Genomic DNA, 16790 nt, shown 5'->3' with positions numbered 1-16790 from the left:
TCCAGTCAAGACAGGCGTTCGCGCAGCCAGTCGAGGTGGACCAGTGCTGACTTCCGCTGCCAGTCGCGGATCGTGGGGAGACCAGGAGGTGCCGGCTGGCTCGCGCCCCACCAGAGACCGCCGGCGATGCCCGCGAGGAAGCCGGTGATGCCGTCGTCCTCCGGGAGATCAGGCAGGTCGACCGAGCCGCGCATATCGGCGTGCAGGATGACGGTGTCGGCCCATGAGGCCGCCTGCGCCGCGTGAGCCCAGTCGACGAAGACGACGCGTCCCTCGGTCAGCAGGATGTTGTCGGCGCGCAGATCCCAGTGCGCGAGCCCGTCGCCCTTGGCGAGCGCGTCCAGCCCGATCCGGGCCAATTCCGCGAACTCCTGCTCCCGCCCAGCCGCCCAAGCCGGTACAGCGAGCCCGTCGGCGATCACGTTGTCCCACCGGCTCAGAAACGCCTCACTCCGTACTGCGGCCACAGGTGCCTCCGGCCACGGCGACGGCTGCAGGGACTCCGTCAGCTCCGCCAAGGCGTCGAGCACCCGGGCCGCGTCCACGGGATGCCACGGATGCGGCGGCAGGTATCCCTCGATGTCCTCGAGTAGGAGAGCCACCCAGTCCCCGTCGTCGTACACGTCGTACAGGAAAGGGGTGTGCGGCAGCGAGTGCGCGGACAGGCCCTGCATCGCGGCGATCTCGTTGCGGAAGAGGCGAGGAGTGTCCGGGTTCAGCTCCGAGCCGACCGCCTTGACGAACGCGCGCCGGCCGGACGTGGCGACCAGCCGCGCCGCGACGCCGGGGGAGAAGCCGCCCTGCTGCGTCGAGGCGGAGACGACCGATGAGCCGAGCGAGCGCTCGACCCAGGCCTGCACCCGCGCGGGCACCTTCTCGTAAGCCAGCCGAACCCCAGCAGCGTGCGCCATACCTCCCGAGGGTAGAGGTGGACCGGCCCCGAGCCGCAGCCATTTTCACCTACCGAGCAAGACCGGCCTAGACCACTTCGTACCGCAGGACGCAGCAGTCGGACGATGGATGCGGAAAGGTGTGGCAGGCCATGGGATGATTGAGGAGTTGCCCCGCTCCCAGTGAGCCACCCTGAGACGAACTGGAACCCTCCGTGCCCGTAGGCCCCACGACCGTGCCGCAGCCGGGTCGCACCGACCCGTCGCTGATCCGGAACTTCTGCATCATCGCCCACATCGACCACGGGAAGTCGACGCTGGCCGATCGGATGCTGCAGATCACCGGTGTCGTCGACGGCCGTCAGATGCGGGCCCAGTACCTGGACCGGATGGACATCGAGCGTGAGCGCGGCATCACGATCAAGTCGCAGGCGGTCCGGTTGCCGTTCGCGCCGAAGCCCGACACCCCCGGCGGACTGCTCGCGCCCGACGGCACGACGTACATCCTGAACATGATCGACACCCCCGGCCACGTCGACTTCACCTACGAGGTGTCGCGGTCGCTGGAGGCGTGCGAGGGCGCCGTGCTGCTGGTCGACGCGGCCCAGGGCATCGAGGCGCAGACGCTGGCGAACCTGTACCTCGCGCTGAACGCGGACCTGCACATCATCCCGGTGCTGAACAAGATCGACCTGCCGGGCGCCCAGCCGGAGAAGTACGCCGCGGAGCTGGCCCACATCATCGGCTGCAAGGAGTCCGACGTACTGCGCGTCTCGGCGAAGACCGGGCAGGGCGTCGAGGACCTGCTGAGCGAGATCGTCGCGCAGGTCGACCCGCCGAAGGGCGTCAAGGACGCTCCGCCGCGGGCGCTGATCTTCGACTCGGTCTACGACACGTACCGCGGCGTCGTCACCTACGTCCGGGTGGTCGACGGCGAGCTGACCCACCGCGACAAGATCAAGATGATGTCGACCGGCGCGGTGCACGAGATGCTCGAGGTCGGCGTCATCTCACCCGAGCCGATGAAGTCGCCCAGTATCGGCGTCGGCGAGGTCGGCTACCTGATCACCGGCGTGAAGGACGTCCGCCAGTCCCGGGTCGGTGACACCGTCACCTCGTCCGTGCGCGGCGCGACCGAGGCCCTCGGCGGCTACAAGCACCCGCAGCCGATGGTGTACTCCGGGCTGTTCCCGATCGACGGCGACGACTACCCGACGCTCCGCGACGCGCTGGAGCGGCTGCAGCTGAATGACGCGGCCCTGCAGTACGAGCCGGAGAGCTCGGGTGCACTCGGGTTCGGGTTCCGCTGCGGATTCCTCGGTCTGCTGCACATGGAGATCGTCCGGGAGCGGCTCGAGCGCGAGTTCGACCTGGACCTGATCTCGACCGCTCCGAACGTGGTCTACCGGGTCGAGATGGAGGACGGCAAGGAGCACGTCGTCACCAACCCGAGCGAGTTCCCGGACGGCAAGATCGCCGAGATCTACGAGCCGGTGGTGCGCGCGACGATCCTCAGCCCGAAGGATTACATCGGCGTCATCATGGAGCTGTGCCAGACCAAGCGGGGCAACCTGCAGGGGATGGAGTACCTGTCCGAGGACCGGGTCGAACTGCGCTACACGCTGCCGCTGGCCGAGATCGTGTTCGACTTCTTCGACCAGTTGAAGTCGAAGACCAAGGGCTACGCGTCGCTCGACTACGAGCCGACGGGCGAGCAGGCCGCGGCACTGGTCAAGGTGGACATCCTGCTGCAGGGCGAGACGGTCGACGCGTTCTCGGCGATCGTGCACCGCGACAACGCGTATTCCTACGGGGTCGCGCTGGCCGGCAAGCTGAAGGAACTCATCCCCAGGCAGCAGTTCGAAGTACCGATCCAGGCCGCGATCGGGTCCCGGATCATCGCCCGCGAGTCGATCCGCGCGATCCGCAAGGACGTGCTGGCGAAGTGCTACGGCGGTGACATCACCCGAAAGCGCAAGCTGCTCGAGAAGCAGAAGGAGGGCAAGAAGCGGATGAAGATGGTGGGCCGGGTCGAGGTCCCGCAGGAAGCCTTCATCGCCGCCCTCAAGACCAGTGACGCCCCGGGGGAGAAGGCCAAGAAGTAGTGCCGGTCGAGATCCCTGAGGAGTTCCGCAAGGTCGCCTCGCGTGGCGCCGACTGGGCCGCCTGGCTCGACGGATTGCCACGCCTGGCGCGCGATCTGCTGTCCGAGTGGGATCTGCGGGTCGACGGCGCATCGGCGTACGGGAACTGTTCGCTCGTAGTCCCGGTCCGTACCACGGACGGGACGCCGGCGATGCTCAAGGTCCAGTTCCCGCACTGGGAGGCCGAGACCGAGCATCTCGCGCTGCGGATCTGGGATGGCAACGGCGCGATCCGGCTGCTGCGGGCGGATCCGCGGCGGTTCGCGCTGCTGCTGGAGCGGGCGCTGCCGCAGGATCTGATGGGGCTCGACTCGATCGAGGCGAGCGAGATCATCGCGTCGCTGTACAAGCGGTTGCACGTGCCGGCCGGGCCGCAGTTCCGGACGTTGTCGGGTGAGTCGAAGCGGTGGGCGGCGGAGTTGCTGGAACTGCCGCCGTCGGCTCCGGTACCGCGGCGGTACGTCGAGCAGGCGGCGTCGCTGGCGCGGGACTTCGCGGCCGATCCGGAGACCGACGGGCGGCTGATCCACACGGATCTGCACTACTTCAACGTGCTCGCGGCAGAACGTGAACCCTGGCTGGTGATCGACCCGAAGCCGCTCTCCGGCGATCCGCATCATGAGGTCGCGCCGCTGCTGTGGAACCGGTGGGAGGAGATCGCGGAGGCGCGTGATCTGAGGTTCGCGTTGCGGCAGCGGTTCTACGCGATCGTCGACGCCGCCGGCCTCGACGAGGACCGGGCCCGCGACTGGGTGATCGTCCGGCAGATGGTCAACGTCAAAGGCGCAATCGCCGACGCCGGCACCGACGAGGTCCTACCCCACGACTGGCTCACCCGCAACATAGCCATCACCAAGGCAATCCAGGACTGACCCGTACTCCGCCCCGCCGCCGGTTGCCCTCAGCCGTGCCGCGCTTCTCCGGGTGCTGCCCCCTGGGGTAGGCTCGCCCGCGCTGTTGGCTGACCTGAGTGCATACCTTTCCGGCGAACGAACCAGTTGTGGTTGAGGTGGCCTGCGTCCGGCCCGCCGTGCTGGGCTCCCATGTCGGCTACCACCATGCGAGCTGGAAGCGGACCTGTGCCGCGGCGGCTGAAACCCAGTGGCACCCGACGCCAGGCCCGGGAGAGGATGCCGGGTATGCGGGTGTTGACGGTGAACGTGGTCGAAGAGCTGATTCCTGGGCCGAAGGAGAGCGGGCTCACGGCCATCGACAAGCGGCCTCAGAGTCGGCGGGTGCCGGTCGGGTTCCTCGGCCTCGAAGGGGATCGCGTCTGTGACACCGAGCATCATGGTGGGCGCGATCAGGCGATGTACGCGTATGCGCGGGAGGACTCCGGGTGGTGGGCCGAGCAACTGGGGCGGGAGATTCCGGCCGGGTTGTTCGGGGAGAATCTGTCGACCGAGGGCCTCGACATCACCAACGCCCTGATCGGTGAGGTCTGGCGGTTGGGGGACGAGGTCGAGGTCATGGTGCGGGCGCCGCGGATCCCGTGCATCACGTTCCAGGCGCGGATGGGGATTCCTCGCTGGGTGAAACGGTTCCATCAAGAGGGCCGGCCCGGCGCCTACCTCAAGGTTCTGAAGACTGGGACGCTTGGAGCCGGCGATCGGATCGAGGTGCTCAGCAGGCCGGACCACGAGGTCACCATCGGCGTCATGTTCGCCGCGCAAGACTCGGCCAAGATGCGAGGCATGCTCGACTCCGACGCAGACCTGGTGGACGAACTCAGAGACGAAGCCCAGCGCATCGCCGCGCGCGCATGAGGATGCCGAAGCCGACCACGCCGTTGAAGCCGACCACGCCGTTGAAGCCGACCACGCCATCGAAGCCGTCGGACATCCGGCTGTGAAGGGGCTGCTGCCTGCTCCCGGACCGTTGAGACCGTTGGCCTTGGCAACGTTGCTCAGCCGCGTCGGCAACGGGCTGCTGATGACGGTGAGCGTGCTCTACTTCAACCGGATAGTTGGGCTCTCGATCGCCCAGGTCGGAGTCGGGCTCACCATCGCGGGGCTGTTCGGGCTGCTGTCCGCCGTGCCGTTGGGGCATCTGGCCGACCGCCGGGGACCTCGCACCCTGTTCGTCATCCTGAGCTTGCTCGTCTCCGGCCTCTCCCTGCTCTACCTGCTAGTCGACACGTTCTGGCAATTCCTGGCCGTCGCGATCGTGCTGACTGTGATCGACCGCGGCGCCGGTGCCGTCCGCGCCGCGCTGATCGCCGCAGTCACCCAGGGCGCCGCAGGCCGGGTCGCCGCCCGCGCCTACCTCCGGGCGATCACCAACATCGGGATCATGCTCGGCGCCGGAATCGGTGCCCTGGCGTTGCACTTCGACACCGGCACGGCGTACCGGGTGATGTTCGTGCTGGACTCGTTCCTCAGCATCGTCGCCGCGTTCGTCGTGTTCGCCGTACCGCGGGTGGAACCGCAGCCGAAGAAGGAGGATGGCCCGGTCTGGATCGCTCTGCGAGATCGAGGCTACCTGGCCGTCGCGGCGCTCAACGCGGGGATGTCGATCCACTACGCCGTCCTCGATGTGGCGATCCCGCTCTGGGTGGTCGACCACACCGAGGCGCCCCGCTGGACGGTCGCGCTGCTGCTGATCATCAACACCGTCGTGATCGCGCTGTTCCAGGTCAGGTCGAGCCGGGGGATCGCCGACCCTGCTAGCGCCGCGCGGGCGACCAGGACCGCAGGATTGTTGCTGCTGGCATCGATGGTTCTGTTCGCCGGTGCATCCGGAGGCGGCGTGGTCGTTGCCATCGCCCTGCTCGCGGTGGGCGCGCTCGTCCAGGTGATCGGGGAGTTGCTGCAGTCCTCGGGCTCGTTCTTGCTCGGCTTCGACCTGGCGGCTGACGAGGCGCAAGGGCAATACCAAGGCGTCTGGAACACCAGCATGTCGATCAGCACCATGGTCGCGCCGGCGGTGCTCGCACTGCTCCCACTCGGCCTCGGAGTCCCGGGCTGGATCATCCTCGGCGTCTGGTTCGCAGTGGTCGGGGTCCTGTTCGTACCGGTGGTGAGCTGGGCAGCAGCCCGCCGTACTGCGTCTCTCGTGGCGCAGCCCCTTTAGTTAGTTGGCTCCATGTAGCCGAGGGCGGCGGAGATCTTGCGGGCGGCTTCAATGGCGGCGGGGGCCATCAGGGCGACCTGGGCGATCGACTGCTCCAGGGACAGCGTCGAGATGCTGACGGCGGCGATCGCAGTACCGGTGTGGTCGTGGATGACGGCGGCGACGCAGCGGATTCCCGGCTCGTTCTCCTCGTCGTCCAACGCGTAGCCGCGTACCTTCACCTGCGCGAGATCCGCCTTCAAAGCGGCCGCGGTCGTGTGGGTCAGCGGAGTCCGGGCGGGCAGCCCGGTGCGGGTGACGAGTGCATCGAGGGCTTCGTCATCCTTCTCCGCCAGCAATGCCTTGCCGATTCCCGTGCAGTGCAACCAGAAGGCCTTGCCGACCCGCGAAGGCATCCGGTACGGCTTGGGCCCGTCGAGCCGCGCGACATAGATCGCCTCGTCGCCGTTGAGCAGCCCGACGTGCACCGTGCAGCGCGTCTGCGCGACCAGGTCGGCCAGTACTGGACGGGCGACGGTCGCGAGATCCACGTTGGTGAGCGCGTGCCCGGCCAGCCGCAGCGCCTTCGGGCCGGGATGGTACGAACCGTCCTCGGCCTGCGCGACGAACTCGTGCTCGACCAGCGACGCCATGATCCGGTGCACGGTCGACTTGGCCAGCCCGGTCGCCGTCACCACGTCGGTGAACCGCGAGTGCTCGAGGACGGCGTCGAGCACCATCAGCGTCTTGTCGATGGCCGAGGGCGAACTCATGTCGCTCATCCTGTCACTTCTCCCGTTCGCGCCGTTCCCGTTCACTCGTCACTGCCGTCTGTCTCCTACCCGCCTATCGGGCCAGCCAGCCACCGTCGACGGCGAGCACATGCCCGTTGACGTACGCCGAGGCTGCCGAGGCCAGGAAGACCGCAGCACCGACCAGGTCCTCCGGCCTGCCCCAGCGCCCGGCCGGGATGCGGTCGCGAATGGCCGCCTCCCGCTCCGGGTCCGCCCGCAGGTCGGTGGTGTTGTCCGTACTGATGTAGCCGGGGGCGATCGCGTTCACCTGCACACCAGAGGGCCCCCACTCGTTGGCGAGGGCCTTGGTGAGGCCGGCGACCGCGTGCTTGCTGGCAGTGTAGGCCGGGACCGTGATACCGCCCTGGAAGCTGAGCAGCGAGGCGATCGTGATGATCTTGCCCTCGCCGCGCGAGACCATCGCGGCGCCGACCGGCCGCGTCACGGCCCAGGTGGAGTTCAGGTTCACGTCGATGACGTGATGCCAGTCGGCCGGGCTGGTCGAGGCCGCCGGCGCGCGCCGGATCGTACCGGCGTTGTTGACCAGGATGTCGATGGTCCGGCTGTTGGCGATCTCGGTCGCGGCCGCTTCGACGGCGGCGGGATCGGCGAAGTCCGCGGTGATCACCGTCGCCTCGCGACCACCGCTCTGCTTGATCGCCTCGAGGGTGTCCTCGAGCGCGGCGTCGCGAGCCATCAGGATCAGGTCGGCCCCGGCGGCCGCGAACCCCGCGGCGATCGCGGCCCCGATCCCGCGCCGCGCCCCGGTGACCAGCGCGGTGCGACCCTCCAGCGAGAACCCCTGCGACTGCGGGGCAACGGAAGACGCTTGCGAGGCAACGGACGGCCCAAGCGGGGTGACGGAAGGCCCTGGTGGGCTGGACGTCACCGCAGGTCCTTCACGTCGACGCCGTCCATGTCGCCGAACGCCTGGTTCTCGCCGGCCATCGCCCAGACGAAGCTGTACGCCGAGGTGCCGGCGCCCGAGTGGATCGACCAGTTCGGGGAGATCACCGCCTGGCGATCCGAGACCAGCAGATGTCGCGTCTCGTCGGGTTCCCCGAGCAGGTGGACGATCCGCTCGGACTCCGGCAGGCCGAAGTACAAGTAGCACTCGGTACGGCGATCGTGGGTGTGCGCGGGCATCGTGTTCCAGGTGCTGCCGGGGTGGAGCGTGGTGACGCCGAGGACGATCTGGCAGCTCCGGACTCCGTCGGCGTGGATGTACTGGTCGATGGTCCGGCGGTTCGCGGTCTGCTGGTCGCCGAGCTCCAGCCGGTTCCCCTCGCCCGGCTGGACCAGCGTGGTCGGGAAGTCGGTGTGGGCTGCCGCGGAGAAGATGTAGAAGGCGGCTTCGGAGCCCTCGAAGACGACGTCGCGCGCACCGCGTCCGGCGTACAGGCAGGCTCCGGTGGTCAGCTCGAACTTGGTGCCGTCGACCGTCACGGTGCCGGGCCCGCCGACGTTGACGATGCCGGCCTCTCGGCGCTCGAGGAAGAACTCGCTGCGCAGTTCGGGCCAGGTCCCCAGCGTGAGCGGACCGCCGGCCGGCCGCGCGCCGGCCAGCACGATCCGGTCGTGGTGGGTGAGCACCGCGTTGATCGTGTCCGGGCTGAAGAGGTCCTCGACCAGGTAGCTGCCGCGCAGCGCGGCGGTGTCGAAACCGCGCACCTGGTCGGGGTGGGTGGCGTGCCTGACCTCGAGATCCTTCTCCGACGAATTCACAGAACAAGGTTCTACTGAGTGGAACACCCTGTCAAACGATGTCCGTGTCACGGGCCGTGAGGCTCAGATTGGGTTCGATCGGAGTTCCGCATCTTGACGCCCAGTTCTGACAGGTGGAACCTTCCTTCGCATCCGGCCTGATCATCACCAACGGGCAGGGCGTCGTCCTGAAAGATCGTCGTGGACCTGGTGGCCGCGACCATGGGCCCGATCTCGATCCCGTTGATGCTCGGCCTGCTGCCGTGGTTCCGTCGCTGCGGCACCCGCGCGGCGATTGCCTCCTGGGCGGCCGGCCTGATCGTCTGGGCGATCGTCAAGTGGGGCATCGGCTCCACCGACACCACCCTGGTCGTCGCGTTGCCGCTGGCAACGTCCTTGGTCGTGTACGTCGGCCTCGGCCTGCTACTGCCGGAACGACGGGCCGACGTGGACGACCTGCTCGGCTCGCTGAACACCGACTCGGTCGAGACCGATGAGGTGACCGCCAGGCCGACCGCCGCCGTCGGCTGACGCATATTCGTGGAACAATGTTCCACGCTACAGAACCCGATTCCCCGCTGAGGAGCCTCTGAGATGCCCAACATCACCGTCGAACTCCTGTCCGGCCGCACCCTCGACCAGCGCCGCGAGTTCGTCGCCGCCGTCACCGACTCCGCCATCGCCATCCTCGGCGCCAAGCGCGAAGCCGTCCGCATCGTCTTCCAGGAAATCGAGAAGTCCGACGTAGCCAACGGCGGAGTCCTCGTCTCCGACTCCTGACGACACTCTCCCCGCCGGCCTCTCCCGCCTCAGAGAACCGGGCCGGTACCTCGCTCGCTGACCCACCCTCTCAGGGGGGAACCCCCACGTCGGGGAGTTGCTTTCCCAGATGTTCGGGGAGCTGCTTGCCCAGATGTTCGGGGAGCTGCCTCGCCCGGAAGTTCGGGGTCTTCCACTGCCCGGGCCCGCGGGACTCCCCGAACCGGCACTTTGTGCACCACCAGAGCAGATCCCGGCGGACCGGACGCTCAACTGGTGCACAAGGTGGGGCCTCGGACACCAAGTCGGGACCTTGGACACGACATGACCTGTCCCCGGTCCCCACAAGGTGTCCGAGGTCCCCACAACCCCACGTCCACCGGCCCGACGTCCACCGGCCCGACGTCCACCGGCCCGACGTCCACCGGCCCGACGTCCACGGGCCCGACGTCCACGGGCCCCACGGCCACGGGCCCCACGGCGCCCAGCGGGGGTGTCCGATGACGGGCTGTTCGACCGCTGGCGCCTTGCAAACCGCCAGCCAGCGAACATCCCGCCAGCGGTGCTCGCCGCAGCACGCCGCCGCCCGCCCAGCCGCAGATTCGAGGGCGGTTACCAACTCCAGTTGTGGGTTACCCCTCCAACGCCGCGGGGCACAACTCACAACACCAGCAGGTACCCCCCCGCGGTGAACACCACCCGCGCCGACCCGCGGTAGATCGCCGGCGTTCGAGGGGCCATCCCTGGGTCAACCCCCGAGAGAGTGGGTTGCCCCGCAGGAATCTGAGCAGGCAACCCCGACCGTCCGGGGTCAACCCCCGAGAGGCAACCCCCGAGAGGCGGGATGAGCGGGTGGGCGCGGTACCGGGTGGTGGACAGGGGGCTTGAGGGGCAGATCCCTGCAACTAGGCTTGTTCCATGCGAGTAGGAGTGTTCGGAGCCACCGGCCAGGTCGGCGGCGTCATGCGCCAGTTGTTGATCGACCGTGAGTTCCCCATCGACGAGATCCGGTACTTCGCGTCCGCGCGCTCGGCGGGCAGCCAACTCCCGTTCGGCGACGAGAAGATCACCGTCGAGGACTCGGCCGGCGCCGACTTCAAGGGCCTCGACCTGGCCCTCTTCTCCAACGGCAAAACGGCTTCCAAGGAGTTCGCCCCCAAGGTCGCCGCGGCCGGCGCGATCGTCGTCGACAACTCCTCCGGCTGGCGGATGGACCCTGACGTCCCGCTGGTGGTTGCCGAGGTCAACCCTTCCGACCTCGACCACCTCCCCAAGGGCATCGTCGCGAACCCGAACTGCACCACGATGGCCGCGATGCCGGTCCTCGGCCCGCTCCACCAGGAAGCCCGGTTGACCCGCCTGATCGTCTCCACCTACCAGGCCGTCTCCGGCTCGGGCGGCGTCGGCGTACGGGAGTTGGAGGAGCAGACCAACGCCCTGGCCGACGGTTCCGGCCGGCTCGCGCACGGGACCGAGGGCATCACCCTCCCGCAGCCCCAGGTGTACGCCGGTCCGATCGCGTTCAACGTCCTCCCGCTGGCCGGCTCGATCGTTGCCGACGGCACCGGTGAGACCGACGAGGAGCAGAAGCTCCGCAACGAGAGCCGCAAGATCCTGCACATCCCGGACCTCCTGGTGGCGGGCACCTGCGTCCGCGTCCCGGTCTTCACCGGCCACTCGCTGAGCATCCACGCCGAGTTCGCCGACTCGATCACCCCAGAGCGCGCAACGGAACTCCTCGCGAAGGCCCCCGGCGTGGAACTGGCCGATCTCCCGACCCCGCTCCATGCCGCCGGCAAGGACCCGTCGTACGTCGGCCGCATCCGCCAGGACCAGTCCGTCCCCGGCAACCGCGGCCTCGTTCTCTTCGTCTCCAACGACAACCTCCGTAAGGGCGCCGCCCTCAACGCAGTACAGATCGCCGAACTCCTCCAGCAGCGCTGATATCTCTCGACGTCAAGAAAGTTGACATAGAGAGACCTGCCGCAGCAGGATGCGGGCATGGACAACCTGACGCTGCACGCCTACGACCGCGCCGCGACAGCCTTCGCGGACGACTGGGACAGCCAGCCTGCCGGCACCGACCTGCAGGAACTCGTACTGCGCTACTTCCGCCGGCCAGGACTCGTCGCGGACATCGGGTGCGGGAGTGGACGGGATGCGGCCTGGCTGGCGGCGAACGGGTTCGACGTCGTGGGGTTCGAGCCTTCGGCGCAGTTGCTGGCTGAGGCGCGCCGGCGGCATCCGGAGGTCGAATTCCAGTCGGCCGCGTTGCCGGAGTTGGCGAACATCCCTGCCGAGTCGTTCGACAACGTCCTGTGCGAGACGGTGATCATGCACCTGGACCCGCGCAGCGCGGTGGAAGCGGCCTCGAGGCTGATCGACATCGTCAAGCCGGGCGGGACTCTCTACCTCACCTGGCGAGTCACCGAAGGCGAGGACCAGCGCGACGACTCGGGCCGTCTGTACGCCGTAGTCGACGCGGCCGGCGTCAGGACCGCACTTGCCCCAGCGGAACTGCTGCTGGACGAAGAGGTGACCAGCAGCAGTTCCGGGAAGACGATCCATCGGTTGATCGCCCGTAAGCCTCAGCAGCGGTAGTAGTCCTCGGTGTAGGTGCCATTGACGGCTGTCAAGGTGTGGTCGTAGCAGCCGCCGGTGCCGTGGGCGCGGTAGCGGACTGTTTGGGTACCGGTGGCGTGACGTTGGTCGCGCGGGACGTTGTAGATCCAGGTGGCGCGGCCGTCGTAGGTCTCCTCGGTGTGACGGTCTGCCAGCACGAGCGGGCCGAGGCGGGTGGTGGTGCGGCTGCGGTCGGCCAGGTCGAGGTCAGTGATGACGTCGTAGCCGTCCGGGATCGTTGCGTTGGGCAAGAAGCTGAGGTAGCCGTTCTTGCCGTAGTTCAGCTCGACCCGGTCCACCCGGGCCCCGGTGGTCACGGTGGAGACGTCGCGCCAGGTGGCGTCCAGGGTGTCGCGGGACTCGCCCGCCTCCCAGGCGTGGTCGGAGGTATTCGCCAGGGATCGCTCGACCGTCGTCCGGATCCGCCCGGCCGAGGTATCGACGTACCCGCTGATCTTGAGCGAGCGGGACGCCTTGGTCAGCACGGATCCCGGCGCGCCGCTCGACCCGGTGACTTCGTCGGACTTGGTCAGCGGCGCCACGGAGTACGACGTGAGTGCGCCGCGGGTCTGCTTCAGGTGCGCGTCGGTCCAGACGTGGAGGTTGGGCACGGTGAACCAGCCGCTCTGCCCGGCCGGTACGCCGGCGACGTGGACGCGGAACTCGTGCGGCTTGCCGTCGCTGACCAGTCCGGCGAAAGGCGTCAGGTCGTACATCAGCGGCTTGATGTCGAAGGCGCGCGGCGCAGGGGACGGGCGCCACGAGTACGGGTTCGACCAGCCGCCTGTGTAGATGTATGGGTACGGCAGCGCGATCCCGGCGACCTTGCCGTCGACGAGCACCTCGACCTCCCGGTACGGCGAACCGTCGGGGCACGAGTAGCCCGTCGAGGCCGGGGCCGAGGTGTCCCAGAACTCCTCGCAGCCGCCACCCGAGCCGGTCACGTAGATCTCCCCGAGCAGTCGGGTGGTGTTGCGCGGCAGCGTCGCCGTACCGACGAGGTCGGAGTCCTCGCGTCGTTGGTCCTGCAGCGGGAGCACCGCGGACGCGGTACGGGCGGCTGGTGCTCCGCGGCCGGTCACGTAGAAGTCCAGGGTGACGGTGATGTCGAGGACGCCGGTGTAGGTGTCGTCGACGACGTTGCCGAGCTCCATCACCACGGGCTGGGTCGAACGCAGCAAGGGGCTGTAGGAGCTGATGTCCTTCTCCACCTGCCAGCTGATCCCGTCTGTGCTGGGCTCGGGAGTCGACGTCCGGAAGACGCCGACACCGCCGATGGTGATGTGCCCGAGGCGGTCGAACTGGACGCCCTTCACCGAGCCGTTCATCCGCAGGACGACCTTCGACCAGGGACCGCGGCAGTCCGCCGGCGGCGTGTAGGTGGAGGTGTAGGGGTCGAAGTTCCTGAAGCCGTGCCTGACGATCTCGACAGAGCAGTGCCGGGTATTCGGCACCGCCACAGGGGGAGCCGGAGTCCGGGGATCGGCGTAGTCCGAGCCGAACTCGGGAGGCGGCGGCGCGGCTGTCGCAGGTGACAGCCAACCGAGGAGTAGAACGGACAGTGAGACGAGTGCCACAGACCGTGCGCGCATGTTGCGGAAACGTAATCGAGATGGTGCGGACGGGCAAGCGAGGACCATGGCCTCCGCCGCCTCAGCCCATTACTGTTCGGTTACTTGACCCCCCATGGAGGCCAGACATGAAGCCCGTTGCCGACGGTCCCCAGCTCGCGTTGCTGAGCAACCGCAAAGAGCACCTCGCGCAGATGTTTCTCGACCGCGTCGCCGCGACGCCGAACCGGGAGGCGTTCAGGTATCCGGCCGGCTCCGAGTGGAAGTCGGTGACCTGGCAGCAGACCGAAGAACTCGTACGCCGTCGCGCCGCCGGCCTTATCGCGCTGGGAGTCGAGCCCGAGCAGCGGGTGGGCGTCGCGGCGAGCACCAGGCTCGACTGGGTCCAGTGCTATCTGTCGGCGGTGCTCGCGGCAGCCGCGACGACCACGATCTACCCGACCACGATGGCCGCGGACGTCTCGTACATCGTCGCGGACGCCGAGGTGCAGGTGGTGTTCGCCGAGGACGCCAGCCAGGTCGACAAGTTGCGGCAGCACAAGTCGGACACCCCGTCGCTGCACAAAGTTGTGCTGATCGACGGTGAGCCGGAGGAGCGCGACGGCGACTGGGTCATCAGCCTCGCCACGCTCGACGAACTCGGCGCCAAGCACCTGGACGAGAACCCCGCCGCGATCGACGAGCGGCTCGCGCAGATCCGGCCCGAGCACCTCTGCACGCTCGTCTACACCTCCGGTACGACCGGGCGGCCCAAGGGCGTGCGGCTGCCGCACTCGGTTTGGACGTACGAAGGTGCGGCGGTGGAGGGGATCCGGGTGCTCAGCCCGGACGACCTGCAGTTGCTGTGGCTGCCGTTGTCGCACGTGTTCGGCCAGGTGTTGCTGGCGGTTCAGTTCCAGATCGGCTTCGCGACGGCGATCGACGGCCGGGTGGACAAGATCGTGGAGAACGCCGCCGTAGTGCAGCCCACCTTCATGGCTGCCGCGCCCCGCGTCTTCGAGAAGGCGCACGGCCGGATCGTGACGATGATGGAGGCCGAGGGCGGCGTCAAGGCGAAACTGTTCCACTGGGCCTTCGGGATCGGCACGCAGGTCTCCAAGTTGCGCCAGCAGGGCAAGGAGCCCAGCGGAGTACTGGCCGCGCAGTACACGGTGGCAGACAAACTGGTGCTGTCGAAGATCCGCGCGCGCTTCGGCGGCCGGATCCGCTTCTTCGTCTCCGGATCGGCCGCGCTGGACAAGCAGCTGGCCGAGTGGTTCCACGCGGCCGGGCTGCTGATCCTCGAGGGCTACGGGCTGTCGGAGACGGCCGCGGGATCGACGCTGAACCGGCCCGACCAGTACCGGCTCGGGAGCGTCGGGCCGATCTTCCCGGCATCCGAGTTCAAGATCGCCGAGGACGGCGAGATCCTGATCAAGGGTCCCGGCGTGATGAGCGGGTACCACAACCTGCCGGAGCAGACCGCCGAGGTGATCGACGCCGACGGCTGGTTCCACACCGGCGACATCGGTCACTTCGAGGACGAGTTCCTCTTCATCACCGACCGGAAGAAGGACCTCTTCAAGACCTCCGGCGGCAAGTACGTCGCGCCGCAGGTGATCGAGGGACGCTTCAAGATGATCTGCCCGTACGCCAGCCAGTTCCTCGTGCACGGCAATCAGCGGAACTTCGTGAGCGCCCTGGTCACCCTCGACCCGGACGCGATCCAGGGATGGGCTGAGCAGAGCGGTCTCGGTGGGAAGTCGTACGCCGAGATCGTAACGTCGGACGAGGCGCAGAAGCTGGTGCAGGGTTACGTCGACGAGCTGAACGCCGGGCTGAACCGGTGGGAGACCATCAAGAAGTTCACCATCCTCGACCGGGATCTCACGGTGGAGTCGGGTGAGATGACGCCGAGTCTGAAGCTCAAGCGCAAGCACGTGGAGACGACGTACGGGGATCTTCTGGACAAGATGTACGACTAGCCCACGCCTGCTCCGGCGCTCGCCCCCGCTCGACAGGCCCTTAGCGACCTCACGCCAGAACAACCGCTCCACGTCACGCCGCAACGACGGCGCCCCATCGGCTGGTACAACGGCACCCGGCTGCACAGGACTCTCGGCTACCGCAGCCCCGCCGAATATACGAGGACAGAACAAGATCACGTATGTAGCCTGACGAAGTCATGGAGATGTCCGACGTCACGCGTGCGATCGCGGCTACGACTTCGGTCGCCGCATCGCTCGACCTGCCGGCCAACGACGCAATCGTTCTCCACAACTCGAACAAGCTGGCGCTGCGGCTGACGCCATGCGACGTCCTTGCCCGGGTCGCCCATGTGGGGCAAGAAATTGCACAGCTCGAAGTCGAGCTCGCTCAACGGCTCGCCGAGGCCGGATGCCCGGTGGGCGCCTTGGAGCCCCGGGTGGACCCGCTTGTGTACACGCGCGATGGCTTCGCAGTGACGCTGTGGATCTACTACGAGCCCGTGACACCTCACGTCTCACCAGTCGACTACGCCAAGGCGCTGGAGCGGCTGCACGCCGGCATGCGCAAGGTTGATGTGGCGACCCCACGGTTCACGGATCGAATCGCGGAGGCGGAAGAAGTCGTTGCCAACCCGGATCTCTCGCCGGAGCTCGCCGACGCAGACCGCGTGTTCCTCAGCAGCAGACTACGAAGCCTGCGACGGGCGATCGACGACCGCGGCGCCGTGGAGCAGCTGCTCCACGGCGAGCCGCATCAAGGCAATGTGCTCAGCACGAAGAATGGCCCATTGTTCATCGACTTCGAGACGTGCTGCCGTGGACCCGTCGAGTTCGATCTCGCCCATGTTCCCGAGGCGGTCTGCGAGCACTACCCGAGCGTTGACCAAGGACTGCTGGACGAGTGCCGGCAGCTCGTTCTCGCGATGGTCGCAGCGTGGCGTTGGGACCTTGGCGACCAGTTTCCGAACGGGAGGCGATTCGGAGAGGAATTCCTGCGCTCGCTGCGCGAGGGTCCTCCTTGGCCGACACTCGACCAGATGACCAGGCGACTGGATGGTCTGTAGAAATCGCCGAAGGTCACTTGAAAGCGGCAAGGAACCAAGCGGCGAGGCTGTCGCCGTTGCAACCCACGCCTTGCCGGCACAAGGATCGGCCCCACAGGGAGGCCGAGGGACTCGATGGCGAGCACGAGACTGCTCGAACCGTGATCGGTGACAACACCGTGGCGACTACCGCAATACGCGGCGAAAGCCTCGGCGAACTGCCGTTCCAACGAGATGGCGTTCAA

At 67.8% G+C, this 16790-nt stretch carries 15 protein-coding genes; 10 read left to right on the top strand and 5 right to left on the bottom strand.

The features are described 5' to 3' along the window. Positions 1 to 5 precede the first annotated feature (5 nt). Positions 6 to 911, bottom strand: a complete 906-nt coding sequence (locus EV648_RS26120) for an aminoglycoside phosphotransferase family protein (protein ID WP_132297080.1) — start codon at positions 909 to 911, stop codon at positions 6 to 8. A gap of 194 nt (positions 912 to 1105) precedes the next feature. Here EV648_RS26120 and lepA point away from each other — a divergent pair, with 194 nt between their 5' ends. The 4 genes from lepA to EV648_RS26100 all read left to right on the top strand — a co-directional run bounded on the left by lepA (position 1106) and on the right by EV648_RS26100 (position 6106). Next, positions 1106 to 2995 (top strand): translation elongation factor 4, encoded by a 1890-nt coding sequence (gene lepA / locus EV648_RS26115; protein ID WP_199234826.1) that lies wholly within the window; start codon positions 1106 to 1108, stop codon positions 2993 to 2995. Beyond that, a complete protein-coding gene (locus tag EV648_RS26110) occupies positions 2995 to 3906 on the top strand; it encodes an aminoglycoside phosphotransferase family protein (RefSeq protein WP_132297077.1) in 912 nt (303 codons plus the stop codon). The genes lepA and EV648_RS26110 overlap by 1 nt, the downstream gene beginning before the upstream one ends. A 267-nt stretch (positions 3907 to 4173) precedes the next feature. Next, on the top strand, positions 4174 to 4800 hold the full coding sequence (locus tag EV648_RS26105) for an MOSC domain-containing protein (protein WP_132297074.1): 627 nt from the start codon (positions 4174 to 4176) through the stop codon (positions 4798 to 4800). A 121-nt stretch (positions 4801 to 4921) separates the two neighbouring features. Then, the gene (locus EV648_RS26100; protein ID WP_132297071.1) at positions 4922 to 6106 is read left to right on the top strand and encodes an MFS transporter; all 1185 of its coding nucleotides are present in this window, start codon (positions 4922 to 4924) and stop codon (positions 6104 to 6106) included. Here the strand turns inward: EV648_RS26100 and EV648_RS26095 are convergent. The 3 genes from EV648_RS26095 to kduI all read right to left on the bottom strand — a co-directional run bounded on the left by EV648_RS26095 (position 6103) and on the right by kduI (position 8604). Next, positions 6103 to 6858, bottom strand: a complete 756-nt coding sequence (locus EV648_RS26095) for an IclR family transcriptional regulator (protein WP_132297710.1) — start codon at positions 6856 to 6858, stop codon at positions 6103 to 6105. The two genes, EV648_RS26100 and EV648_RS26095, sit on opposite strands and share 4 nt — an antisense overlap. Before the next feature lie 73 nt (positions 6859 to 6931). Further along, the gene (locus EV648_RS26090) at positions 6932 to 7768 is read right to left on the bottom strand and encodes an SDR family oxidoreductase (RefSeq protein ID WP_305000063.1); all 837 of its coding nucleotides are present in this window, start codon (positions 7766 to 7768) and stop codon (positions 6932 to 6934) included. Then, a complete protein-coding gene (gene kduI, locus EV648_RS26085; RefSeq protein WP_132297068.1) occupies positions 7765 to 8604 on the bottom strand; it encodes a 5-dehydro-4-deoxy-D-glucuronate isomerase in 840 nt (279 codons plus the stop codon). Before kduI ends, EV648_RS26090 begins: the two co-directional genes overlap by 4 nt. A gap of 180 nt (positions 8605 to 8784) precedes the next feature. Here kduI and EV648_RS26080 point away from each other — a divergent pair, with 180 nt between their 5' ends. From EV648_RS26080 to EV648_RS26060, 4 genes are all read left to right on the top strand, one after another. Further along, positions 8785 to 9114 carry a hypothetical protein gene (locus EV648_RS26080; protein ID WP_132297065.1) on the top strand — a complete coding sequence of 110 codons (330 nt, stop codon included), beginning with the start codon at positions 8785 to 8787 and terminating at the stop codon, positions 9112 to 9114. A gap of 63 nt (positions 9115 to 9177) precedes the next feature. After that, positions 9178 to 9363, top strand: a complete 186-nt coding sequence (locus EV648_RS26075) for a tautomerase family protein (protein WP_132194310.1) — start codon at positions 9178 to 9180, stop codon at positions 9361 to 9363. A gap of 897 nt (positions 9364 to 10260) precedes the next feature. Continuing rightward, positions 10261 to 11286, top strand: coding sequence for an aspartate-semialdehyde dehydrogenase (locus EV648_RS26065; protein WP_132297062.1), 1026 nt, complete (start codon positions 10261 to 10263; stop codon positions 11284 to 11286). 57 nt (positions 11287 to 11343) lie between these two features. Then, a complete protein-coding gene (locus tag EV648_RS26060) occupies positions 11344 to 11943 on the top strand; it encodes a bifunctional 2-polyprenyl-6-hydroxyphenol methylase/3-demethylubiquinol 3-O-methyltransferase UbiG (RefSeq protein WP_132297059.1) in 600 nt (199 codons plus the stop codon). Here EV648_RS26060 and EV648_RS26055 read toward each other — a convergent pair. Then, entirely contained in the window at positions 11931 to 13556 is a 1626-nt protein-coding gene (locus tag EV648_RS26055) for a peptide-N4-asparagine amidase (protein ID WP_132297056.1), read from the bottom strand. The two genes, EV648_RS26060 and EV648_RS26055, sit on opposite strands and share 13 nt — an antisense overlap. 107 nt (positions 13557 to 13663) lie before the next feature. Here EV648_RS26055 and EV648_RS26050 point away from each other — a divergent pair, with 107 nt between their 5' ends. Then, positions 13664 to 15499, top strand: a complete 1836-nt coding sequence (locus EV648_RS26050) for a long-chain fatty acid--CoA ligase (RefSeq protein ID WP_132297053.1) — start codon at positions 13664 to 13666, stop codon at positions 15497 to 15499. Positions 15500 to 15699: 200 nt separating this feature from the next. Then, entirely contained in the window at positions 15700 to 16566 is an 867-nt protein-coding gene (locus tag EV648_RS26045) for a phosphotransferase (protein ID WP_199234825.1), read from the top strand. The last annotated feature ends 224 nt before the right edge of the window (positions 16567 to 16790 follow it).

This window comes from Kribbella sp. VKM Ac-2568 (assembly GCF_004345365.1).
Classification (GTDB): Bacteria; Actinomycetota; Actinomycetes; order Propionibacteriales; family Kribbellaceae; genus Kribbella; species Kribbella orskensis.
The sequence above is the reverse complement of the archived record's forward strand: the minus strand, read 5'-3'. Positions and strand labels throughout refer to the sequence as shown.

Coding starts and splice junctions, on each gene's coding strand:
- EV648_RS26120 (WP_132297080.1), bottom strand. CDS start 911: ATGGCGCACGCTGCTGGGGTTCGGCTGGCTTACGAGAAGGTGCCCGCG.
- EV648_RS26105 (WP_132297074.1), top strand. CDS start 4,174: ATGCGGGTGTTGACGGTGAACGTGGTCGAAGAGCTGATTCCTGGGCCG.
- EV648_RS26095 (WP_132297710.1), bottom strand. CDS start 6,858: ATGAGTTCGCCCTCGGCCATCGACAAGACGCTGATGGTGCTCGACGCC.
- EV648_RS26075 (WP_132194310.1), top strand. CDS start 9,178: ATGCCCAACATCACCGTCGAACTCCTGTCCGGCCGCACCCTCGACCAG.
- EV648_RS26065 (WP_132297062.1), top strand. CDS start 10,261: ATGCGAGTAGGAGTGTTCGGAGCCACCGGCCAGGTCGGCGGCGTCATG.
- EV648_RS26060 (WP_132297059.1), top strand. CDS start 11,344: ATGGACAACCTGACGCTGCACGCCTACGACCGCGCCGCGACAGCCTTC.
- EV648_RS26055 (WP_132297056.1), bottom strand. CDS start 13,556: ATGCGCGCACGGTCTGTGGCACTCGTCTCACTGTCCGTTCTACTCCTC.
- EV648_RS26050 (WP_132297053.1), top strand. CDS start 13,664: ATGAAGCCCGTTGCCGACGGTCCCCAGCTCGCGTTGCTGAGCAACCGC.
- EV648_RS26045 (WP_199234825.1), top strand. CDS start 15,700: ATGGAGATGTCCGACGTCACGCGTGCGATCGCGGCTACGACTTCGGTC.